The sequence below is a fragment of the Denitrobacterium detoxificans genome (assembly GCF_015062615.1).
Lineage (GTDB): Bacteria > Actinomycetota > Coriobacteriia > Coriobacteriales > Eggerthellaceae > Denitrobacterium > Denitrobacterium detoxificans_A.
In genome coordinates, this window is record NZ_SUUH01000003.1 from 232,063 (window position 1) to 254,163 (window position 22,101).

General features: G+C 60.7%; 17 protein-coding genes. 14 read left to right on the forward strand and 3 right to left on the reverse strand.

Going from position 1 to position 22,101, the window contains the following annotated elements; translation table 11 throughout:
• The first annotated feature begins 28 nt into the window (after window positions 1-28).
• Window positions 29-793, forward strand: coding sequence for an imidazole glycerol phosphate synthase subunit HisF (hisF, locus tag E7002_RS06185; protein WP_066660660.1), 765 nt, complete (start codon window positions 29-31; stop codon window positions 791-793).
• Between the two features lie 80 nt (window positions 794-873).
• On the opposite strand, the gene E7002_RS06190 is transcribed toward hisF, so the two are convergent.
• A complete protein-coding gene (locus tag E7002_RS06190; protein WP_303727988.1) occupies window positions 874-2,199 on the reverse strand; it encodes a GH25 family lysozyme in 1,326 nt (441 codons plus the stop codon).
• A 192-nt stretch (window positions 2,200-2,391) separates the two neighbouring features.
• Here E7002_RS06190 and E7002_RS06195 point away from each other — a divergent pair, with 192 nt between their 5' ends.
• The 3 genes from E7002_RS06195 to recQ all read left to right on the forward strand — a co-directional run bounded on the left by E7002_RS06195 (window position 2,392) and on the right by recQ (window position 5,669).
• Complete coding sequence (locus E7002_RS06195; protein ID WP_303727989.1) at window positions 2,392-3,306, forward strand: SPFH domain-containing protein; 915 nt, start codon at window positions 2,392-2,394, stop codon at window positions 3,304-3,306.
• Window positions 3,307-3,401: 95 nt separating this feature from the next.
• Window positions 3,402-3,743, forward strand: coding sequence for a phosphoribosyl-AMP cyclohydrolase (gene hisI / locus E7002_RS06200; protein WP_303727991.1), 342 nt, complete (start codon window positions 3,402-3,404; stop codon window positions 3,741-3,743).
• A 6-nt stretch (window positions 3,744-3,749) separates the two neighbouring features.
• Window positions 3,750-5,669: a DNA helicase RecQ gene (gene recQ, locus E7002_RS06205; protein WP_303727992.1), complete on the forward strand. Its 1,920-nt coding sequence runs from the start codon at window positions 3,750-3,752 to the stop codon at window positions 5,667-5,669.
• Window positions 5,670-5,671: 2 nt separating this feature from the next.
• On the opposite strand, the gene E7002_RS06210 is transcribed toward recQ, so the two are convergent.
• Window positions 5,672-7,069, reverse strand: a complete 1,398-nt coding sequence (locus E7002_RS06210) for a LuxR C-terminal-related transcriptional regulator (protein WP_303727993.1) — start codon at window positions 7,067-7,069, stop codon at window positions 5,672-5,674.
• Between the two features lie 272 nt (window positions 7,070-7,341).
• Between E7002_RS06210 and E7002_RS06215 the strand changes: the two genes are divergently transcribed.
• The 3 genes from E7002_RS06215 to pheT all read left to right on the forward strand — a co-directional run bounded on the left by E7002_RS06215 (window position 7,342) and on the right by pheT (window position 13,258).
• A complete protein-coding gene (locus E7002_RS06215; protein ID WP_303727994.1) occupies window positions 7,342-8,982 on the forward strand; it encodes an FAD-dependent oxidoreductase in 1,641 nt (546 codons plus the stop codon).
• Between the two features lie 452 nt (window positions 8,983-9,434).
• A complete protein-coding gene (gene pheS / locus E7002_RS06220) occupies window positions 9,435-10,496 on the forward strand; it encodes a phenylalanine--tRNA ligase subunit alpha (RefSeq protein ID WP_303727995.1) in 1,062 nt (353 codons plus the stop codon).
• A 308-nt stretch (window positions 10,497-10,804) separates the two neighbouring features.
• Window positions 10,805-13,258, forward strand: coding sequence for a phenylalanine--tRNA ligase subunit beta (pheT, locus tag E7002_RS06225; protein ID WP_303727996.1), 2,454 nt, complete (start codon window positions 10,805-10,807; stop codon window positions 13,256-13,258).
• A gap of 143 nt (window positions 13,259-13,401) precedes the next feature.
• Here the strand turns inward: pheT and E7002_RS06230 are convergent, their stop codons facing one another.
• Complete coding sequence (locus E7002_RS06230) at window positions 13,402-13,872, reverse strand: peptidylprolyl isomerase (protein WP_256210073.1); 471 nt, start codon at window positions 13,870-13,872, stop codon at window positions 13,402-13,404.
• A 175-nt stretch (window positions 13,873-14,047) separates the two neighbouring features.
• Here E7002_RS06230 and argC point away from each other — a divergent pair, with 175 nt between their 5' ends.
• From argC to argH, 7 genes are all read left to right on the forward strand, one after another.
• Window positions 14,048-15,109, forward strand: a complete 1,062-nt coding sequence (argC, locus tag E7002_RS06235; protein WP_303727997.1) for an N-acetyl-gamma-glutamyl-phosphate reductase — start codon at window positions 14,048-14,050, stop codon at window positions 15,107-15,109.
• Window positions 15,110-15,118: 9 nt separating this feature from the next.
• Window positions 15,119-16,381, forward strand: coding sequence for a bifunctional glutamate N-acetyltransferase/amino-acid acetyltransferase ArgJ (gene argJ / locus E7002_RS06240; protein ID WP_303727998.1), 1,263 nt, complete (start codon window positions 15,119-15,121; stop codon window positions 16,379-16,381).
• Complete coding sequence (argB, locus tag E7002_RS06245) at window positions 16,378-17,325, forward strand: acetylglutamate kinase (RefSeq protein ID WP_303727999.1); 948 nt, start codon at window positions 16,378-16,380, stop codon at window positions 17,323-17,325. The genes argJ and argB overlap by 4 nt, the downstream gene beginning before the upstream one ends.
• Window positions 17,326-17,345: 20 nt before the next feature.
• On the forward strand, window positions 17,346-18,572 hold the full coding sequence (locus E7002_RS06250) for an aspartate aminotransferase family protein (protein WP_303728000.1): 1,227 nt from the start codon (window positions 17,346-17,348) through the stop codon (window positions 18,570-18,572).
• A gap of 131 nt (window positions 18,573-18,703) precedes the next feature.
• Window positions 18,704-19,132 carry an arginine repressor gene (locus E7002_RS06255; RefSeq protein WP_066660696.1) on the forward strand — a complete coding sequence of 143 codons (429 nt, stop codon included), beginning with the start codon at window positions 18,704-18,706 and terminating at the stop codon, window positions 19,130-19,132.
• Between the two features lie 164 nt (window positions 19,133-19,296).
• Window positions 19,297-20,556 (forward strand): argininosuccinate synthase, encoded by a 1,260-nt coding sequence (locus tag E7002_RS06260; RefSeq protein WP_303728001.1) that lies wholly within the window; start codon window positions 19,297-19,299, stop codon window positions 20,554-20,556.
• A gap of 111 nt (window positions 20,557-20,667) precedes the next feature.
• Window positions 20,668-22,059: an argininosuccinate lyase gene (gene argH, locus E7002_RS06265; RefSeq protein ID WP_303728002.1), complete on the forward strand. Its 1,392-nt coding sequence runs from the start codon at window positions 20,668-20,670 to the stop codon at window positions 22,057-22,059.
• Window positions 22,060-22,101 lie beyond the last annotated feature (42 nt).

Here is a 22,101-nt window from a genome sequence, read left to right on the forward strand (position 1 = left end):
CGCATGGCTGTACACGGGAAGGAGCGACATGCTGGCGAAACGCGTGATTCCCTGCATGGACGTAAAGGACGGGCGCGTCGTGAAGGGCGTGAACTTCGTGAACCTGCGCGATGCGGGCGATCCCATCGAACTTGCTCAGCGCTACGATGAGCAGAAGGCCGACGAGGTCATCTTCCTGGATATCACGGCCACGCACGAGGGTCGCGCCACGACGGTGGCACTGGCCAGCAGGGCGAGCGAAGAGCTGCACCTGCCGTATTGCGTGGGTGGCGGCTTCCGCACCGTTCAGGATATTCGCACGATGATTGCGGCGGGAGCCGACAAGGTGTCGGTGAACAGCGCGGCGGTGGAAGACCCCACGATTATCACGCGTGCGGCTGCGGCGTTTGGCAGCCAGGCCATCATCTGTGCCATCGATGCCAAGCAGGTAGCGGGCAATCCCAACAAGTGGGAAGTGTACGTGCATGGCGGGCGTAAGAATACCGGTATCGACGCCGTGCAGTGGGCCCAGAAGGTTGCCGCGTGCGGTGCGGGCGAGATCTTGCTTACAAGCATGGATCGCGATGGCAGCAAGGATGGGTTCGATATTCCCCTTACGCGGGCCATTGCACGCGCGGTGGACATTCCCGTCATCGCCAGCGGTGGCGTGGGCACGCTCGAGCACTTCGCCGAGGGCATCATCGAAGGCGAGGCCGATGCCGTGCTGGCTGCGAGCGTCTTTCACTTCGGCACGTATACGGTGCGCCAGGTGAAGGAATATCTGCGCTCCCAGGGCGTTCACGTACGCCTGTAGCCACGTGGTTCAACACATGCATATCATGAAAAAGGGCAGGCCATCGTGCCTGCCCTTCGTTTGCGCGTTGCGTTGGCGTGCTATTTCGCCTTGGCGTACCAGGCGATGCCTTCGTCGCGCCAGCCCAGCTTTACCAGCGAATCGCGTTCGCTCGTGCTCGTGGTGAAGTTGTGCGAGCCCGACTTGGCGTTGGGATTGTACTGGCGGTACAGGGGCACTCCCGACTCGCCTGCGCTATACCATCCCACGCCCTCATAGCGCCAGCCCAGGCTTACGAGATGGTTTTTCTCTTCGGCCGAAAGGGTGTAGTGGTGGTCTCCTCCGTTCGGGTTGTACAGGCGATAGACGGCACTGCCCGACGTGGGGGCAACCCAGCCCTTGTCTTCCCAGTTCCATCCAGCCAACGTGAGGAATTCGGCCTCGTGCTGGCTTGCGGTGTAGAAGTGCTCGCCCGAGTTCGGGTTGTACAGGCGGAACATGGTGCCCGAGGCGTAGTTGCCCTGCAGGAACCGCATGTTCAGATCGGCTACGTTCACATCGGTGGTGTTGCCCGGAATGCCGGGAAGCTGGGCCATCGAGCTGTATTGCCAGATGCCGCAGCCATTGCTCGCCAGGCTGCTGAACTTGCCGCCGAAGGGCGTGGTGGAGTAGCCGTCTTGCCCGGGCGTGTAGTACTTGCTGCTGTAATAGCGGGCGATCCACATCCAGTCGCTGCCCATATCGATTTCGGAAAGGTTGTCGGCCCACCACGAGCAGCTTGCATATACGCCCACTTCCCAGTAGCCGTTGCTCTGCAGCTCGTTGCGGAATGCGTCAACGATTTCCGCATAGGTGCTTCTGCTCAGCCCATTGGTCGAATTGTCTTCCATATCCAGGTAGATGGGCAGAGAGAGCTCCTCGTACGTAATGCCCTGCTCGCGGAGCTGACGCAGGACGTGCTGCGCCTCGTCACGTGCTTCGGTGGCGTTCGTGGCATACGAGTAGATGTATACGCCGAAGGGGATGTCGTTCTGTCGGACCCCGCGGATGTTGTTAGCCCATTGTCTGTCGTCTTGGGCTGAGGTGTTGCGTCCCCAGCCGCAGCGCACGATGGCGTAGCGTACGCGCGACTTTGCCTGGGCCCAGTCGATTGTCTTCTGGTGGTGGCTTACGTCGATGCCGAACTTTACCAAGTCGGGAGACGTGGACTGCGCGGTGAGGCCGGAAACTTCGCCTACATCGAACGCGCCATCGTCGTCGGAGGCGCCAATGAGCTCGCCGTCGGAGTAGCGCCAGCTGTTTTCCAGGCCGTCTTCCTGGCTGGCCCATGCGGTGGAAGTGGTGGCAGCGAATGCGAATGCAAGCGCGACCACGACCAGGGTCGCTTTGATGCCATGGATGATAGGTGCATTTGAAGTGCGAGTCATATGGCCCCCTCAATGAATCTACGTAGGTCCCACTTTACCATGGAACGTATGTGCCATGCATGGATTCGGCTAAGAGCGCACATGTTCGAATAGCTCGTTTCGCGTGCTTGTTACTGGCCCCGAAAAATCACCTGATGGGAGCATCGTTCTGCGGTATGATGATGCGAACGTTTTCCGATTGAAGGAGCACTCGTGGCAGTTCTATTTCCCTTTGTCTTTATCGCTTTCGTCTTCCTGCTCTTGTTCCTCAGCGGCATCTTTGTCGTTCAGCAGCAGCAGGAATACATCATCGAGCGCTTCGGGCGCTTCAACCGCACGGCCCTGCCCGGCCTGCATGTGAAGATCCCCTTCGTGGAGCGCATTGCGTCGAAGGTCGACCTCCGCACGCGTCAGACGGCCATGCAGATCGATGGCAAGACGAAGGACAACGTAACCATTACCATGACGGTGGCGGCGCAGTACCACGTGAACTACGATCGCGGTGCCGATCCCACCCAGAGTGGCGTGTTCCGCAGCTATTACATGCTGGCCGATCCCGAAGACCAGATGCGCGCCTATATCGCCGACGCCCTGCGTTCCGCCATCCCGAACTACGACCTCGACGCCGTGTTCGATAACAAGGACAGCATCGCCGCCGACGTGAACACCACGGTAGCTGCGCGTATGGTTGGCTATGGATACGACCTCGTAAGCACCCTCATTACGTCCATTGGCCTTCCCGCCGACGTGGAAGCGTCCATGAACAAGATCAATTCCGCTCAGCGCGAGAAGGAAGCGGCTCAGGCACTGGCCGATGCCGATCGCATCAAGGTCGTCGTCGAGGCTCAGGCCCAAGCTCAGGCCATGGAGGAGTCTGGCCGCGGTATCGCCGCTCAGCGCAAGGCCATCGCCGAGGGCATTGCCGGTTCGCTCGATGTCATCCGCGAATCGGGCGTTTCCACGCGTGAGGCCAACCAGCTGTTCCTGTTCACCCAGTGGGCTGAGATGATGGGTGAGTTCGCCAAGAAGGGCAATTCCTCCACGGTGGTCCTTCCCAACGATTTCAACCAGACTTCCAGCATGTTCGAGCAGATGCTGGCTGCCAACAAGGCCGACGATAATCAGTAGGCTCGCATAGAGATTGCACGGCCGGGGTTGCGCATGCGCCCCGGCCGTTGTATTTCATGTATACCAGTTGCGAATGCGAACGCAGGAGGCGTGCAGTGAACAAGGAAATCGACGCGCTCAACGTGGCCGACCTTACCTACAACGAAGCGGGGCTCATTCCTTGCATCGTGCAAGATGCCTCCACGAAGGACGTGCTCATGATGGCGTGGATGAACGCTGAAACGGTGCAGCGTACCCTCGACGAGCGTACGACCTGGTTCTTCTCGCGCAGTAGGAACAGGCTGTGGCATAAGGGCGAAGAAAGCGGCAACGTGCAGAGGCTCGTGGAGCTGCGCTATGACTGCGATGCCGATACGCTGCTTGCCTTGGTGGAGCCTGCGGGTCCCGCATGCCATACAGGCCAGAACAGCTGCTTCTATCGTTCGTTCGACCTGTAATTGCGTATGCCCGCCAATCAGCAAGGTATTACGCCCGAAGCGGCTCTCAAACGCCATTTCGGGTACGACGCGTTTCGCCCCAACCAGGCCGAGATCGTGCATGCCATCATGGCAGGGCGCGACGTGCTGGCCGTCATGCCCACGGGTGCGGGCAAGAGCGTGTGCTATCAAGTGCCTGCCGTGTGCCTGGGTGGGTATGCCTTGGTGGTTTCGCCCCTCATATCGCTTATGAAAGACCAGGTGAATTCCCTGGAGCAGGCGGGCATTGCGGCGGCATTCGTAAACAGCTCCATTTCCCCGCTTGCCCAGCGCGATACCCTGAAGGCCGTGGAAGCGGGTCTCGTTCGCCTGCTCTACATTGCCCCCGAGCGCCTGTCGCGTGATGACTTCCGAGCGTTTTGTGCCCAGTGCCCGCCAGCGTTGGTTGCCATCGACGAGGCGCATTGCATCAGCCAGTGGGGGCAGGACTTCCGGCCCGACTACCAGCACATTTCTTCGTTCGTGGAAGAGCTGCCCACGCGTCCCGTCGTGGCGGCGTTCACCGCTACGGCCACGCGCCAGGTGCGTGACGATATTCGCGAGAGCCTGCAGCTGCGCGATCCCCTGCAGATTACGGCAAGCTTCGATCGCCCTAACTTGCATTTCTCGGTGAAGCGTCCCACGGGTTCCAGCGGTCCGAAGAGCAAGGACGGCATGCTGCGCAAAATCGTGGAAGAGCACGAAGGTCAGGTGGGCATTGTCTATTGCATGTCCCGCAAGGCGGTGGAAGAGGTGTGCGATACCTTGAATAGCTGGGGGTATTCCGCCACGCGCTACCATGCTGGTCTGGGCGATCGCGAACGCCGCGCCAACCAGGAGGCGTTCGTGTACGACCGAGCCCAGATCATGGTGGCCACGAATGCGTTCGGCATGGGCATCGACAAGAGCAACGTGAACTTCATCGTGCACTACAACATATCGCTCGACTTGGAAAGCTATTACCAGGAAGCGGGCCGTGCGGGTCGTGATGGGGAACCCGCCGATTGCATTCTGCTGTATGCGCCCAAGGACGTGCGAACCGCCGAGTTCCTTATCAATGCGGGGTATGGCGAGCAGCCGGGCATCGATGCGCCTACGCGCGCCGAGCTGCTCAAGCGAGCGAAACGCCGCCTGAAGATGATGACGTTCTACGCTACCACGCAGGATTGCCTTCGCAGGTTCATTTTGAACTACTTCGACGAGGAAGCCCCGGGGTATTGCGGGAGCTGCGGCAATTGCGAGACGCAGTTCGAAGAGCGCGACGTTACGGTCGAAGCGCAGAAGATCATCAGCTGCGTGTATCGCCTGCAGCAACGGAACCGTACGGTGGGGAAGAGCACCATCGTCGATATTCTGCGTGGGTCGAAGGCCCAGAGAATGACGCTTGGCGGCTTCGATACGCTTTCCACGTATGGCATTATGCGCGATGAGGGCACGCGTCACATTCGGTTCATCCTCGATGCGCTCGTCGAGCGCGGCATTCTGGCTCAGGTCGACATTCGCGATGGGAAGTTCCAGGTGGTGCAGGCCACGCCGCAGTCGGCGGAATTCCTGCGAAGCCATCAGAGCTTCAGTCTGAAGGTTCCCAAGGAAAACGATCTCGATCGCGACCGCAAACGCATGCGCGAAGGACGTCCGGGCCCAGTGGGTACGCCCCGCAACAGGGGGTATGCCGAAGCCCCGGCCAACCCTGAGCTCTTCCGCAAGCTCAAGGAACTGCGCGCCGACATTGCTGCGGAAGCGGGCATTCCCGCCTACGTGGTATTCAGCAACCACACGCTTCACGATATGTGTCGCAGGATGCCCCATGACGAGGCGGAACTGCTGGAGGTGAGCGGCGTGGGCCAGGTGAAGGCCGACCGCTACGGCGCCGACTTCCTGGAGGTCATCAACGCGGCGCGCGAGTAGCGCTATTGCTTTGCGCCCTGCTCGATGACGTCGTGCAGGCTCTGGCGGTCGTATACGCCAATCTTGCGATACAAGTTCGATACGTGATGCTTCACCGTGCCGTTGGCAATGACTAGTTCCTTGGCGATGTAGGGAATGCTGCGGCCGCGTGCCAGCAGTCTGAGCACTTCGCTTTCGCGATTGGTAAGGCCGAACGCTTGGGCGATGTTTTCGCAGCGTTCGTCAAGCGAAACGGTGGCGGCGTGCACGGGACGCGTGCGGTAGAGCTTCATGAGGTCGGATTGCGTGAACACGAGCGAGCCAATGATGATGGCAATGATTGCGCAGGTGAGGATGGTGTCGTGTATCCAGTCGCCGTTGGTCAGCAAGTAGACCATCATCTCGTGCGCGGCTATGGTTCCTACGGCGGTGCCGATACGCGTGGCAAAGACGGCCAGTGCGAAATAGCGTACGGGCGGCTTGTGCATGCGAAACGCCAGGTCGGTGGATACGAGCATGACGAGCATGTCGAGTGCATAGATGCCCACCATCACCAGGCCGTTGCCCACGTTGGCCATCAGCTCGGGTGCGATGACGATCATGATCAAGCCGCACGATATGGAGGGCACGATGATGCGGTAGAGCGCCACGGGCTCGATGGAGGGCGGGAACACGATGGTGGAAACGAGCACGGCGGCCAGGAGCAGCCCCGCTGCCAGGGCCGATGCGCCGATGCTTCCCCCGCCTTGCGTATCCAGGTAGGGAAAGATCGCCTGGGTCGTGCCCCAGATGATGCTCAGCAGCACCAAGGGCACGAAGATGAATGCCGACGGCTTCGATTCCATCTCGAACTGGGTTTGCGCTGCTTCGCGTTTCGGCTCGTTGCGCGAAAGGTACAGAATCAGAAGCGATGCGGTGGGCATGATGGCCAGCAGCGGTGCACCCAGTGCGTTGGGAACGCTTAGAACGGCGAAGAACAGCACGAACGCGAACACGTATGACGCCATGAGGCACCGTGCGACGCGGCCCATGGCCAGCGTGCTCCAGAATTCGCCCCACATGGCCAGCAGCAGGGCATTGCCCAGCGAAAAGCAGATGACGCTTGCGACGAACACCACGTAGGCGGACGTTCCCGAAAGCAAGCCGGCCGCAACAAGGCCCAGCGAACCGCCTGTGGCGAGAAATGCGCACACGCCGTAGCACGGAATGTTGCCTACCAAGGGCATAATCTTCTTGGGCAGGAAGGCCACGGCAAGATATCCCAACGCGGTGGCCACCATCACGAAGGCGAGGGGTCCCGATCCTTCGGTGTTATGCAGCGGAAGCATGTTCGAGCACATGGCGATCATCCACCATGCCTGCCAGAAACCAAGTCCGATAAACGTTAGGAGCGATCCATTCGCTCGTGGGCGCAGTGCCATACATTCCTCCCTTGCGACAGAGAAAATCAATCTCTCGCGGGCGTCCCTCCCGTCCGCGCCCTGTCGCGTGGGGCACATTCTACCCCACGCGCGCGTAAAGAGGGTCCAATTCACGCAATGGCCTATGGGCCGAAACGGTTCATTTTTGGAAATGGGCTGCTCTAGCCCATAGTTTTATATATGCGCCGATCCTATGATTCGGGGCGTGCCGCGGGGAGCGGCATGCGCATTGGCGGGAGGCCCATGCGCTTTTCCGACATAGGAGGGAATATATGACGAAGGACATTTCTCGTCGCGGTTTTCTGACCGGCGCGGCGCTTACGGGCGTTGCTGCCGCCGCGGCATCTCTCACGGGATGCGGCAACACGAAGTCGCGCAGCGAAGAGGCTTCTGCGACGGCGGGTTCTACCACGAGCGGCTACGAGTGGGAAACTGCTCCCGAGCCCATTACCGATATCGCCAAGACGGTTAACACCGACATCCTGGTTATCGGCGCTGGCATTTCCGGTTGCGCATGCGCTTGCGCCGCAGCCGAAAAGGGCGGTCAGGTAACCGTTGTCGAAAAGACCAGCAGCTGGAATGGCCGTGGTGGCGGTTTCGGCGCCATCAAGTCCCGTTACCTGGACGAGCTGGGCATCAAGGTCGACAAGGTCAACGCCAAGCAGCACTGGATCGCCCAGTGCGCTAGCCGCGCGAACGAAGACCTCATCGTGAAGTTCTTCAACAACTCCGAGGAAGCCAGCAACTGGCTTCTTGACAAGGCCGAGGCAGCTGGTTGCTCCGTTATGGTTGGCGCATTCTACAGCCATGACGACGTATACGCCGAGCAGCCTGGCTATCACATGGTCATGGCTCCCGAAGGCAGCGGCATGAAGTCCACGGGCTTCGTGGGCGCCGAGCTCCTTTACAACGACGCCGTGAAGGCGGGCGCCGAATTCGTGTTCGAATCTCCGGCCGAGCAGCTCGTTACCGAAAACGGCAAGGTCACGGGTGCTATCTGCAAGACCAAGGAAGGCTACGTGCAGTACGTCGCCAAGAAGACCGTTCTGTGCACCGGCGACATCGGCGGCAACCGCGAGATGTGCGAAGCCTATGCTCCCATCTGCGTTGAGTACGGCTTCGACCGCTCTCAGTACACCCCGGTGGGCGTGAACACGGGCGACGGTCACAAGATGGGCATGTGGGCTGGCGCTCAGCTGCAGGACCTGCCCCTGCCCACGATGATGCATCCGCAGGCGTTCTGCTGGTTCCATGGCCCGTTCCTGTTCGTGAACGACAACGGCGAGCGCTTCATGTGCGAAGACACCTGGGTACAGGGCAAGTCCCTGGCCATCAACCGCCAGCCCAACGGCGAGGCTTGGTCGATCTTCGACGCCAACTGGCAGACCGACCTGGTGAACGGCCTTCCCTATGGCGGCGGCATGTTCTGGGATAGCTTCCGCCCCTATGGCAGCGACCTTTCCCTGGCCCCCGCATACTTCGAGACCCAGATCCCCACGTACATCGAGGCTGGTATGGCATATCAGGCCGATACGCTGGAAGAGCTGGCCAAGAAGATCGGTTGCGACGCCAAGACGTTCTCCGCTACCGTCGAGCGTTACAACGGCATGTGCGAAGCGGGCGAGGACACCGACTACTACAAGAAGCCGGTCTTCCTCACGCCCGTGAAGCAGGGTCCCTTCTATGCTCTGAAGGTCGGCCCCGCGCTGCTCACCGTCACGGGCGGCCTGAAGGTCAACACCGACTTCCAGTGCCTGGGCGAAGATGGCGAGCCCATCGATGGCCTGTACTGCCTGGGCAACGTGATGGGCGACGTGAACGCCGTTGACTATCCCATCAACGTGGCTGGCAACAACCATGGCCGTTGCATCACCTACGGCTATCTGCTGGGCCACGACCTGGCTACGGCATAAGCCGCATCGAATAGTTCTCATCGCGTAGAAACGCGTTGGGGAAACCCCTCCCGTGAAAGGGCGGCATGCATGCTCGCATGTCGCCCTTTCCATATGGCGCATATTGCGATGCCCTCTCGTTCTTTTGTGAAAGGGGATGCAACTCGTTCGCGTAATGCGTTACACTGCGATGCACAATCGAATACCAAAGGCTATGACGAAGACAGCGCCGCGGTACGTGCGAACGCAGAGAAGGGCCCCTTGGCTGAAAGGGCCCGGCAGCATACGCGGTGATTCCCTTTACCAGCCGCATGGGTGAACGTGCAAGCAAGTAGGTCGTGCCGGTAGCCTCCGTTATCGGGCATACAAGTGGGTGGGCAGCATGTCCGCCAACCAGGGTGGTACCGCGAGAGCCCCTTCTCGTCCTTGGAAGCAAGGATGGGAAGGGGCTCGTTTCGTGAAAGGAGACATGCATGGCAGTCGTAGATGAACTCGTTGCCCTACAAGCCGAATCGCTGGCGGCAATCGAAGCTGCCTCCGATACGGCGGCGCTCGAGCAGGTGCGCGTGAGCGTTCTGGGCAAGCAGGGTAGCCTGACGGGCTATCTGCGTGGCATGGGCCAGGTGCCCAAGGAGCAGCGCGCAGAAGTGGGCAAGACGCTTAACGTCGTGCGCAACGCGGTAGAGGGTGCCCTGGAGGCGAAGAAGGCCGACCTGAGTCGTGCCGAGCTGGAGGCGAAGATGGAAGCGGGCGCCGTGGACATCACGCTTCCCGGTCGTGCGCAGCAGGTGGGTACGCGCCACCTCATCAGCCGCATTACCGACGAGATCGCCGAGATCTTCATGGGAATCGGCTATTCGGTGGCCAGCGGCACTGAAGTCGAGAGCGACTACTACAACTTCGAGGCGCTCAACACGCCCGCCGACCATCCGGCGCGTGGCATGCAGGATACGTTCTACGTGGTGGACCGTTCCGGCGACACCGCGGCTGTGCGTGGCGAAAGCGACGTGCTCCTGCGCACGCAGACCAGTGGCGTGCAGGCTCACGTGATGGAGCAGCAGAAGCCCCCCATCTACATCATTGCCCCTGGCAAGGTGTACCGTCGCGACGTGGCCGACCCCAGCCACCTTCCCCAGTTCAACCAGATCGAGGGCCTGGTAGTCGACAAGGGCATCACCTTTGGCGACCTGAAGGGCACCATCGACTACTTCTGCAAGCAGATGTTCGGCGAAGACCGCAAGACGCGCCTGCGTCCCCATTACTTCCCCTTCACCGAGCCTTCTGCGGAAGCCGACGTAAGCTGCGGCATTTGCCATGGCGAAGGCTGCCGCTTCTGCAAGGGCACGGGCTGGGTGGAAGTGCTTGGCTGCGGCATGGTCGACCCGAACGTATTCGGGTATGCCGACATCGACCCCGAAGTGTATTCTGGCTTCGCATTCGGTATGGGCGTCGAGCGCATCGCGTGCTTGAAGTACAACGTGCCCGACCTGAGGATGCTCCTCGAAGGCGATATGCGCTTCCTCCGTCAATTCTAGCGGCGCGAGAGGCGCTCCGGGCTACGGTCGTTGGGCATATAGCCAACTCCCTTCGCCCGTCGGGCCTCTCGCACTCGCTAGAATTGCCGGAGTCTCCGGCAGTCCGGTCGCGGGGTTGTCTGGTCCCGCTCGGCCCTGCGGGCCTTCGGCTACGCGGGGTGCGGGGTTTCCAATCCCGCTTGGCCCTTCGGGCCTTCGGCTTGCCGGGTTGTCTGATCCCGCTTGGCCCTTCGGGCCTTCGCTGTGCCGGGTTGGAATGCTTGGCAATGCAAAGTGAACCTTATTGCTTCTGGTAAAGGAAGATGCACATGAAAGTAAGTTTGAAATGGCTGTCGCAGTACGTGGACGTGCCCGCCGATACGAAGGCGCTGTGCGACAAGCTTGATCTTACGGGCACGGGCGTCGAGGGCGTGGAAGAGCGCGCTGGCGGCTTTACGGGCGTCTACATTGGCGAAATCGTGGGCAAAGTGCCCCATCCGAACAGCGACCACATGTTCATCACGCAGGTGAACGTGGGCGAGCGTAACGTCAATGCGCAGGGCGAACCCGAGTCCCTGCAGATCGTCTGCGGCGCGCAGAACTTCAACGAGGGCGACCGCGTTCCCGTTGCCATGATCGGCGCAGAGCTCCCCGTGGGCAAGATCAAGAAGAGCAAGCTGCGCGGCGAAGTGAGCATGGGCATGAACTGCGGCCCGCGCGACCTGGGCTTCGAGGGCGATAACTATGGCCTCATCATTCTGCCTGAAGACGCGCCGTTGGGCATGGATTACGCTCAGTACGCTGGCCTGTCCGACCGCGTGCTCGACCTGGAAATCACCCCGAATCGCCCTGACTGCCTTTCCATGGAGGGTATGGCGCGCGAGATGGGTGCCATGTATCGCGTGCCCGTGAAGGCTGCCACCGAGGGCGTTGAGCTCGTCGAATCTGCTCCGGCTACCGATTCCCTGGTGGAGGTCGAAGTGGCCGATGCCTCTCGCTGCCCGCGCTATACTGCGCGCGTCATTCGCAACGTGAAGGTGGGCCCCAGCCCCGAATGGCTGGCAGAGCGCATTACTGCTGCAGGCGCACGCCCCATCAACAACGTCGTCGACATCACCAACTACGTGTTGTTCCTGCTGGGCCAGCCGCTGCATGCGTTCGACTTCGACAAGGTTGCCGCCAATGGCAAGGCCCACATCGTAGTGCGCGCTGCCGAAGATGGCGAGAAGCTCACCACGCTCGACGGCGAGGAGCGCGAGCTTACCAACGACATGACGGTCATTGCCACGCCTGAGCGCGCCATCGCGCTTGCCGGAGTCATGGGCGGTCTGGAAACCGAAGTTTCTGACGAAACCACCACGGTGCTGCTCGAGGCTGCCACCTTCAGCCCCGCGCATACCAGCCGCACGAGCCGCAACTTGGGCCTCATCAGCGAATCGAGCATGCGCTACGAGCGCCGCGTCGATGACGTGACCATCGCCCGCAACGCCGATTTCGCCGCTGCGCTCATTGCCCAGGTATGCGGTGGCGAGGTTTCGGAAGGCCTGGTCGACCAATGGCTTCAGAAGACCGAGCCCCACACCCTCACGTATCGCCATGACCGTTGCCGTCAGATGATGGGCGCCGACATTCCCGCCCAGGAAGCCGTTGACATCCTTGAGCGCCTGGGCTGCGCGGTCGCGCTATCCCAGGGCGAGACGTACACGGTTTTCGTGCCCACGTTCCGTCCCGACCTCGAGCGCGAAATCGACCTCTACGAAGAGGTCCTGCGTTTGTACGGCATGGAAAAGGTCCCTGGCACGCTGCCTGGCGGTCGCGGCCGCATTGGCAAGCGTACCTGGGAAGAGCAGGTTACGGCGAAGCTGCATCTCACGATGCGCGCCAGCGGTGTGAACGAGACGCAAACGTATGCGTTCGCTAACCCCACGGACATGGAGCGCCTGCGCATGGTTCCCGCCGAGGGCGAGGAAGCCGTGGAGCTCATCAACCCCATCAACGCCGACCAGTCGGTTATGCGCCAGAGCCTCGTTCCCGGCCTGCTGCGTAGCGTTGCCTATAACCAAAACCATGGCGTTGCTAACATCCAGCTGTACGAGGTGGGCAATGTGTTCGCTGCCCACGAAGGTCGCAAGCTGCCTCGTCAGCGCACGAAGATCGCCTGCGTGCTTGCGGGTGCCATGACGGCTGATGGCTGGAACGTCGCAGCTCGTCCGTTCGATTTCTTCGACGGTAAGGGCATTCTGGAAAACATCGTGCGCGAGTTGGCGCTGCCCAAGGCCCGCTTCAAGGCGCTCGACGCGGAAGCTGCTCCATTCCTGCAGCCGGGCCGTGCAGCCGAGCTGCAGGCAGGTGGCGCTCAGGTTGGCTGGGTTGGCGAGATCCACCCTCTGGCCGCCGATGCCTTCGAGGCGAATGCTCCCGTGGTCGCCTTCGAGCTCGACCTGGAAACCCTGGTGAAAATCGCCCGCTTCGAGCGTGAGACCGAGGCCGTTCCCGAGTTCCCGCCTGCGTCCATCGACGTGGCATTCGTGGTTGACGAGGCCGTTACCTGCGAGAGGCTCATGCAGTGCATGACGAGCGCTGGTGGCAAGCTGCTGGGAAGCGCGCATCTGTTCGACGTGTATCGCGACGAAGAGCGCCTGGGCGCTGGCAAGAAGTCCATGGCCTTCGCCTTGGAGTATCGTGCTGCCGACCATACGCTTTCCGGCGAGGAAATCGAGAAGGCTCATAATCGCCTGGTCAAGAAGGTTTGCGCTGCCACGGGCGCTGAAGTTCGCAGCTAGCGAACCGTCCTCATACGCTTTGTACGCCCTGCTTCCGCATCACGGGGGCAGGGCGTTTTGCGTTAGGCATAGAAAAGGCGCTGGGGTTTCTAGCGCCTTGCATGGGGCGTGCCGCCCCGTTTGTTTGCGTGGCTCGTTAGCGCCTAGTCGCAGATCTCCACCAGGGTGATCTCGAAGTTCAGCGCCTGGCCGGCGAGCTCGTGGTTCATATCGAACGTCACGATGCCATCTTCCATGGAAACGACCTTCACGGGGAAGGGCTGGCCGCCAGGGCCCTGCATGTACACGGTCTGGCCAACGGGAAGCTGGTCGGCGTTGGGGATCTGGTCGGCTGGGACCTTCTGCACCAGCTGCTCGTCGCGTTCGCCATAGGCCTGGTCAGCGGGGATGTGAACCGTCTTGGTCTCGTCCTTTTCCATGTCCTTCACGGCGGCGTCGAAACCGGGGATCATCTGGCCAGCCATGCACGTGAACTCAATGGGTTCGCCACGCTTTACGCTGGAGTCGAATTCGGTACCATCGTCGAGCGTGCCGACGTAATGCACTTTAACGCGCTTGCCCTCGTTGCTCATGGGGCATCCTTTCTGTCTGGGGTGCGGGTTTCGTTCCCGCATGGTGGCTAAGTCTAGCGTACTTTACGCACAATGGGTACCTTGTCCCGTCCTTTGCGCATACTCGGTGAATACTCCGTGGCGACGAAAAACACTCTCGGACTTTGTGCTATATTCCCCACACTGCATAAAACAGTGCAAATATATAAAAATCTTGCATAATGAAGGAGGTTCAAGAATGGTTTTTAAAGCTGGCGTAGTTGGCGCAGCGGGGTTCGCGGGGGTCGAACTCGTCCGACGAATCATCGAGCATCCTTCATTCGAACTCAGCATTATAACGAGTGATTCCGATGCGGGGCAGTCGCTTGCAAGCGTGTACACAGCATTCGCGGGAGTTACCGACATTGCGTTCTCCCGTCACGACGACCCTGCTCTCGAGGGGCTCGACGTGGCGTTTCTTGCCGTTCCGCATACGGCTTCGCTTGCGGTCACGCCGCGCCTTATTGCCGCGGGCGTTACGGTCATCGATCTTTCCGCCGACTATCGCCTGAAAGATCCCGCCCTCTACGAGAAGTGGTACGGCGTGCCCCATACGTCAACGGAGCTGCTTGCCCAGGCTGCCTTTGGCTTGCCCGAGCTGGCAGCGGCCGAGCTGCAACAGGCTGCCCAGCTTCACGCGCAGGGCAAGGCCGCACTGGTCGCATGCGCGGGTTGCTATCCCACGGCTAGCTCGCTCGCCGCGTTCCCCGCGGTGCACGCAGGCATCATCGAGGGCGTCATCAACGTTCATGCCGTCTCGGGCGTCACGGGTGCGGGCAAGAAGCCCTCGTCCCGCACGCATTTCTGCCATGCCAACGAGGGCGCGGAGGCATACGGCGTGGGAACGCATCGCCATACGCCCGAAATCGAGCAGATTCTCTCGACTCCGCAACGCGTCATGTTCGTTCCGCATCTGGTGCCCATGAACCGCGGCATCCTGTCCACGGTCAGCATGCAGGTCGCCGCGGGCACGAGCGACTTCACGCTTCAGGCGGCGTACCAGCTGTATGCCGATTTCTACGCATCCAGCCAGTTCGTAACTGTGCTGCCCCTGGGCGACCAACCTCATACCAGCAGCGTTGTGGGCACGAACAATGCGCATATCGGCATGGGCTATCGTGCGGAAACGCGCAGCCTGGTTGTTACGTGCGCAATCGACAATTTGGGCAAGGGCGCTGCCGACCAGGCCATTCAGTGCGCAAACATCGTATTCGGGCTGCCGGAGGGCGAGGGCCTTTCGTCTATGGCCCTTCCCGTGTAGGAGCAAATCATGGATTGTATCGAACTAACCACTATCGAAGATGGAAGCGTGGTAAGCGCCGCGGGCTTCCGCGCGGCGGGCTTGCATGCGGGCTTCCGCAAGAATCCGCAGCGCTACGATGTTGCCCTGCTGGAAGCCGACGAACTGTGCGTCGTGGCTGGCACGTTCACGAAGAACGTGTTCTGCTCGGCCCCCGTTCAGGTGTGCAAGGCTCGTTTGGGCAACCGCGGGTATGGCATGGCGCGTGCCGTCGTCATCAACTCCGGCATCGCCAATGCCGCCACCGGCCCCGAGGGCCTGCGTCGAGCACGCAAGTCGGCGCGCATCGTGGCGGGTGCGGTCGGCTGCGCCGAAGACGACGTGCTCGTTGCCTCCACGGGCGTCATTGGCGTTCAGCTTCCCATGGAACCGTACAAGAATTACGCGGCTCATCTGCATGAAAGCGCATCGGCGTCCGCTCAATCGGGCCATGATGCCGCTCGTGCCATCATGACCACCGATACGCATCCTAAGGAATACGCGGTCAGCTACGTAAGCTCCGCTCCGGGGCTCCAGGGCGTCACGTTCACCGTGGGCGGCATGGCGAAGGGCTCGGGCATGATCATGCCGAACATGGCTACCATGATTTCGTGCATCACCACCGACGCTCCCTTGTCGGGCCCCGTTGCCCATCAGGTTCTGCTCGACGTGGTGAACCAGACGTTCAACAAGGTAACCGTCGACTCCGACACGTCTACCAACGACACGTGCCTGCTGCTTGCCAGCGGCAAGGCGGCTCCCCATGCCATGGCCGAATTCGCCCAAGACTCGCAGGCGATCTCCGAGTTCCGCAGCGCCTTGCTCGCCGTGTGCACGTGGCTTGCACGTGATATGGCCCGCGATGGCGAAGGCGCTTCCAAGCTGGTCACGGTGAACGTTTCCGGCGCGGCGAACGACGCCGACGCCGACGAGGTCGCTCGCTCCATCGCCAATTCGCCCCTAGTGAAGACGGCCATCTATGGGCACGATGCCAACTGGGGGCGCATTGCGGCGGCTGCGGGCAAGACGCATGCCGCGTTCCGCCAGGAAGACGTTTGCATCTCCATCATGGGCATGCCGGTGTGCCAGGCGGGCCTTCCCGTGAAGTTCAGCGAGGAAGAGGCGCTTGCGCGCTTCGAGGAGCCCGAAATCGTCATCGATGTGAACCTGGGCGCAGGCGATGCCTCTACCACGGTCTGGACCTGCGATTTCACGCACGAATACATTACGATCAACGGAGATTACCGCTCATGAAGTTTGCGAAGGACACTCAGCTGCGTGCCAATCTGCACTCCGATGCGGAAACGCTAGCCGAGGCGCTTCCCTGGATTAAGGAAGCCACGGGTAAGACCGTGGTCATCAAGTACGGCGGCAGCGCTATGGAAGACCCCGAGCTTCGCGCGAAGGTCATGAGCGACATCGTCTTGCTGAAGATCATCGGCCTGAACCCCGTGCTCGTGCATGGCGGTGGCAAGGCCATCAACAAGGCGTTTGAGCGCTACGCGTTTCCCGTCGAGTTCAAAGATGGCCTGCGCGTCACCTCGCCCGAGGCCATGGACGTCGTGCGCATGGTGCTCGTGGGCGAGGTCAATCAGAACCTCGTGCGCGATCTGAACGAACATGGCAACCTGGCCGTGGGCGTGTCCGGTGGCGACGGCGGCACCATTGTCGCCCGCCAGCTTGCGCCGGAGTATGGCCGCGTGGGCGAAATCGTGCAGGTGAACGTGGAATACCTGAATGCGCTCATCGAAAAGGACTACATTCCCGTGGTGGCTGGCGTGGCCCAGGGGCTCGACGGCGGCTATTACAACATCAATGCTGACGTGGCGGCTGGCGCTATTGCTGGTGCCATCGGGGCGCATAAGTTCATCGCCCTCACCGACGTTGATGGCGTGTACTACGACTATCCGAATCGCGATTCGCTCATCTCCAACATGACGCGCGACGAGGCGCGTGCGATGGTTCAGAGCGGCTCTATCGATACGGGCATGATTCCCAAGCTGAAGAGCTGCATCGATGCGCTCGATGCGGGCGTCATGCGCGCGCACGTCATCAACGGCAAAACGCCTCACGCGCTCCTGCTCGAGCTGCTTACCAATACGGGCGTGGGCACGGTCATTCACGGAACCGAGGAAAGCTACGAACGGGAAATGCATCCGCTGGGCGCGTTCGCTTCCAAGCTTTCGGTCAATCAGTAACGCAATCCAAGGAGGAATCCATGTCTCTGGAGGAACAGAAGCAGCTTGAGTCCGAATACGTGATGGGTACGTTCGCCCGCAAGCCCGTCTGCCTGGTGGAAGGCCGGGGCATGCACGTTTCAGACGACGCCGGCCACGATTGCCTCGACTTCATTGGCGGCATTGGCGTATGTAGCTTGGGGCATTGTCATCCTGCGGTGGTCGCCGCCGTACAGGAACAGGCTGGCAAGCTCATGCACGTGAGCAATTACTACTACATCGAAAAGCGTGGGGAAGTGGCCAAGCTCCTTTCCGAAGCGCTGAACTACGTGCCCGCTGGCGAAAGTGCATCCGCCGAGCAGTGGAAGACGTTCTTCGCGAACTCGGGCGCCGAAGCGAACGAGTGCATGATGAAGCTCGCGCGTCTCTACGCCCGCGTGAAGGGCAATGGCGGCACCACCATCGTCACGCTCGACGGCAGCTTCCATGGCCGCACCATGGAAACGCTGGCCGCTACCGCCCAGCCCGCCAAGCAGGAGAGCTTCCAGCCCCTGCCCGGTGGTTTCGTGCACGTGAAGCCCAACGACACCCAGGCTCTGCGTGACATGTTCAGCCAGCTGGGCTCCGAAATCTGCGCGTTCATGTTCGAGCCCATTCAGGGCGAGAGCGGCGTGCATCCCTGCGAGCCTGAATACTTGCAGCTTGCGCAGGAGCTGTGCCATGAAGTGGGCGCGCTCATGATTGCCGATGAAGTGCAGACGGGCGTCTATCGTACGGGCACGCCGTTCGCGTTCCAGCAGATGGGCATCCAGCCCGACATCGTGTCCATTGCCAAGGGCATTGCCGACGGCTTCCCCATGGGGGCATGCGCCGCGCGCGCCCAGGTGGCCGATGCGTTCAACCCTGGCGATCACGGCTCCACGTTTGGCGGCAGCAACCTGGCCATCGCTGCGGCTTGTGCCACGCTGAGCGAGCTTGCCGCTGGCGAGTTCACGGAAACCGTGCCTCGCATGGGCGCTTATCTGAAGGAGCGCCTGGCGCAGCTGCCCGCCGTTACGCAGGTGCGGGGTAGGGGCCTCATGGTCGCTTGCGACATCGCCCAGCCGCTCGAGGCTCCCGCGGTGGTTCAGCGCGGTCTTGCCCAGGGCTTGCTCCTGAACGCAACGGGTCCGCACACCCTTCGCTTCCTGCCTCCCTTGGTGTGCTCAGAGCAGGAAATAGACACGCTTGTGGAAAAACTAGGCGTGATTATGCAGATTTGTGGCTAGGGTCACTGTTTTCTGCTAAAGTACGTGCATGTTGCGTTTGAAGTCGTGTTTTATGCATACTTAAGCGCAACATGCTTAGTATTTTTGGATATGGGCAACGTAAATTTTCATTTTAGGTGAATTAGGAAGTCATGAAGAAGCGCACTCAAAGGCACGAGGTTATTCGCGAAATCGTTCGCGATAATAACATTCGTACGCAGCGCGACTTGGCTGAAAAGCTCCAGGAAGCTGGTCATGACTGCACGCAGGCTACCATCTCCCGCGACATCACCGATATGGAACTGCTTAAGTCCAAGGAAGGCTTCTACGTTCTCCCCGAAGACATGCGTCTTCAGCACATGGTTGTTGAACTGGTAGAAGAAGTCTACACGGCTGGTTATCTGGTTATCGTGCGCACCTTCCCGGGTGGCGCTGCAGGCGTCGCTGGCGCCATCGATAACGCTGGCCTCAATGGTTCGCTCGGCACCGTTGCCGGCGACAACACCATCATGATCGCAGCTCGTACGCCCGAAGATGCTCTGAACATCAAGGCCGAGCTCGACGGTCTCCGACGACGTTAGTCGTCTACTTCTGTTTGGGCTGAAAGCCCGCCTCCATCCCCTGTATAGCCATAGGCATATCGCTGCCTTCTATGCACTTTAGCTACCCGTATACCCAGGTAGCATTCAAATCGTATTCAAAAAAATGAATATATGCAGCGAAAGCTGCGAAAGGATTGATTGTCATGACCAAGGAAAAAGTTATTCTCGCGTACTCGGGTGGCCTCGACACCTCCTGCTGCATCAAGTGGCTTCAGGTTGCCATGAACCTCGACGTCATCGCTGTTGTGGGCGAAGTTGGCCAGGAGCATGACGGCCTAGAAAAGGTGAAGGCGAAGGCCCTGCGCATGGGCGCTATCGACTGCATCGTCGCAGACATGCGGGACGATTTCGCCGACAACTTCCTTACGAAGGCCATTGCGGCGAACGCCATGTACGAGAACAAGTATCCGCTGCTCTCCGCCCTGTCCAGGCCTGCTATTGCCAAGTATCTGGTGCAGGCTGCCCATACGTATGGCGCCAAGTACGTGGCCCATGGTTGCACGGGCAAGGGCAACGACCAGGTGCGCTTCGAGAACAGTATCGCTATGCTCGACCCCACGCTTACCATCCTCGCTCCGGTAAGGGACTGGGAGTTCAACACCAGGCCGCAGGAAATGGAATGGGCTGCCGCTCATGGCGTGGAAGTTCCCACCACCAAGGCCTCTCCGTATTCCATCGACGATAACCTGTTCGGTCGCGCCATCGAATGCGGCATCCTGGAAGATCCTTGGGCTGAGCCCCCTGCGGACATCTACACCATGACGGTCGACCCGCAGGATGCCCCCGATGCTCCTGAGTATGTGGACATCGACTTCGAGCAGGGTGTTCCCGTAGCCATCAACGGCAAGAAGATGTCCATGAGGGACATCGTCATGGACATGAACGAAATCGCCGGTCGGAATGGCTATGGCCGCATCGACATGGTTGAGAACAGGCTCGTGGGCCTGAAGAGCAGGGAAGTGTACGAGTGCCCGGCAGCTCTGGCACTCATCATGGCTCATAAGGGCCTGGAAGACCTCTGCCTCGAGCGCGAAGTGCTGCACGCCAAGCTCGACCTCGAGCAGAAGTGGGCGGTTTCGGTGTACTACGGCGAGTGGTTTGGCCCGCTCAAGCAGGCTATCGACGCGTTCATGGCGAACACGCAGCAGTGCGTGACGGGTACCGTGAAGCTGAAGTTCTACAAGGGCAATTGCACCGTGGTTGGCCGCAAGAGCGAGTACTCGCTGTACAACCCCTCTCTGGCCACCTATTCCGAGGGCGACACGTTCAACCACAAGGCTGCTGCTGGCTTCCTCGAAATCAACGGTCTGTCCGCGCGCAACTGGGCTGCCAATAGGGCTAAAATGGGCGCGCTGAACGATTCCACGAGCGTTTGCCAGCCCCATATCATCGACGAGGATTAATCATTTCGTCTTGCGTATGAGCGGTTGCGCCCCTGGCGCCCTCGCTCGTGGTGCGGCGGCCCGCAAACTCGCCGCCGCCCCGTAGGTCGAATAACGAGAAAAGGTAGTTTCATGGCACTCTGGTCAGGCAGATTCGAAGAAGGCGTCGACGATTTCACGCAACGTTTTGGCGCGTCGCTTCCCGTCGATAAGCGCATGTACGCGCAGGACATCGCGGGCAGCCGAGCCCATGCGAAGATGCTCGCGGCAACGGGCGTCATCAGCGCTCAGGACGCCCAGGAAATTGACGCCGGATTGGCGGGCATTCTTGCCGACATCGAGGCGGGCACGTTCGTGTTCGACATCAACGACGAGGATATCCACATGGCAATCGAAGGCGAGCTCACGCGCCGCATTGGCAGCGCGGGCGCGCGCCTGCATACGGGCCGCAGCCGCAACGACCAGACCATTACCGACACCCGTCTTCTCGTGAAGGACTTCTGCGTGCAGCTTATGCAGGGCAACCTGGCCCTGCGTCAGGCGCTCGTGAATCAGGCGAAGGCGCATCCGGAAGTCGTTATGCCTGGCTATACGCATATGCAGCATGCTCAGCCCGTGCTGTTCGCTCATCACATGCTTGCGTACTATTGGATGTTCCAGCGCGATTTCGGCCGCATCGCCGCGGCTCTTCAGGCTGCCGACGTGAACCCGCTGGGTTCGGCGGCGCTGGCGGGAACCACGTATCCGCTCGACCGTCGCATGACGGCGCAGGAGCTTGGCTTCTCGCAGGTCACGCCCAACTCGCTTGATGCCGTTTCGAATCGCGACTTCCTGCTCGACCTGCAGTATGCCTGCAGCGTCACCATGATTCACCTGTCGCGCCTGGCCGAGGAGATCATCCTGTGGTCCACGCAGGAGTTCGGCTTCATTACGCTGTCCGATTCCTACTCCACGGGCTCCTCCATCATGCCGCAGAAGAAGAACCCCGATTTCGCGGAGCTCATCCGCGGCAAGTCGGGCCGCGTAGTGGGCGATCTTATGTCGCTGCTCATGGTCATGAAGGGCCTGCCCCTGGCGTACAACAAGGATATGCAGGAAGACAAGGAAGGCGCCATCGACGCATTCGAAACGGTGTGCGATTCCATGCGCTGCATGTGCGGCATGATCGAGACGATGCAGATTCACCCCGACGCCATGATGGAATCCGCGCGCAAGGGCCATATGGCTGCCACCGACGTGGCCGACTACCTGGCGAAGAAGGGCCTTCCGTTCCGCGAAGCCCATGCCGTGGTAGGCCACTTGGTTCTGCTGTGCGAGAAGCGTGGCTGCCAGCTCGACGACCTTTCGCTTAGCGACTTCAAGGCCGAATGCGACCTGTTCGAGGCCGACATCACCGAGCAGCTCGATCTGCCCAGCATCGTGCGTGCCCGCACTGCCGAAGGCGGTACGTCTCCCCAGGCCGTTGCCGTGCAGATGCAGGCAGTGCAAGAAACCATGGATCGCGACGCTGCGCTTCTGGGGTAGAGGCACGAGCATATTCACGTCATGTATGGGGCGTCTTGCGAC

Bases quoted from the DNA above. Each gene is read 5' to 3' on its own strand.
- pheT (WP_303727996.1), top strand. From the start codon at position 10,805: ATGAAAGTAAGTTTGAAATGGCTGTCGCAGTACGTGGACGTGCCCGCC.
- E7002_RS06255 (WP_066660696.1), top strand. From the start codon at position 18,704: ATGAAGAAGCGCACTCAAAGGCACGAGGTTATTCGCGAAATCGTTCGC.
- E7002_RS06190 (WP_303727988.1), bottom strand. From the start codon at position 2,199: ATGACTCGCACTTCAAATGCACCTATCATCCATGGCATCAAAGCGACC.
- argH (WP_303728002.1), top strand. From the start codon at position 20,668: ATGGCACTCTGGTCAGGCAGATTCGAAGAAGGCGTCGACGATTTCACG.
- E7002_RS06215 (WP_303727994.1), top strand. From the start codon at position 7,342: ATGACGAAGGACATTTCTCGTCGCGGTTTTCTGACCGGCGCGGCGCTT.
- recQ (WP_303727992.1), top strand. From the start codon at position 3,750: ATGCCCGCCAATCAGCAAGGTATTACGCCCGAAGCGGCTCTCAAACGC.
- E7002_RS06210 (WP_303727993.1), bottom strand. From the start codon at position 7,069: ATGGCACTGCGCCCACGAGCGAATGGATCGCTCCTAACGTTTATCGGA.
- E7002_RS06250 (WP_303728000.1), top strand. From the start codon at position 17,346: ATGTCTCTGGAGGAACAGAAGCAGCTTGAGTCCGAATACGTGATGGGT.
- argJ (WP_303727998.1), top strand. From the start codon at position 15,119: ATGGATTGTATCGAACTAACCACTATCGAAGATGGAAGCGTGGTAAGC.
- E7002_RS06260 (WP_303728001.1), top strand. From the start codon at position 19,297: ATGACCAAGGAAAAAGTTATTCTCGCGTACTCGGGTGGCCTCGACACC.
- argC (WP_303727997.1), top strand. From the start codon at position 14,048: ATGGTTTTTAAAGCTGGCGTAGTTGGCGCAGCGGGGTTCGCGGGGGTC.
- E7002_RS06230 (WP_256210073.1), bottom strand. From the start codon at position 13,872: ATGCGGGAACGAAACCCGCACCCCAGACAGAAAGGATGCCCCATGAGC.
- pheS (WP_303727995.1), top strand. From the start codon at position 9,435: ATGGCAGTCGTAGATGAACTCGTTGCCCTACAAGCCGAATCGCTGGCG.
- argB (WP_303727999.1), top strand. From the start codon at position 16,378: ATGAAGTTTGCGAAGGACACTCAGCTGCGTGCCAATCTGCACTCCGAT.
- hisF (WP_066660660.1), top strand. From the start codon at position 29: ATGCTGGCGAAACGCGTGATTCCCTGCATGGACGTAAAGGACGGGCGC.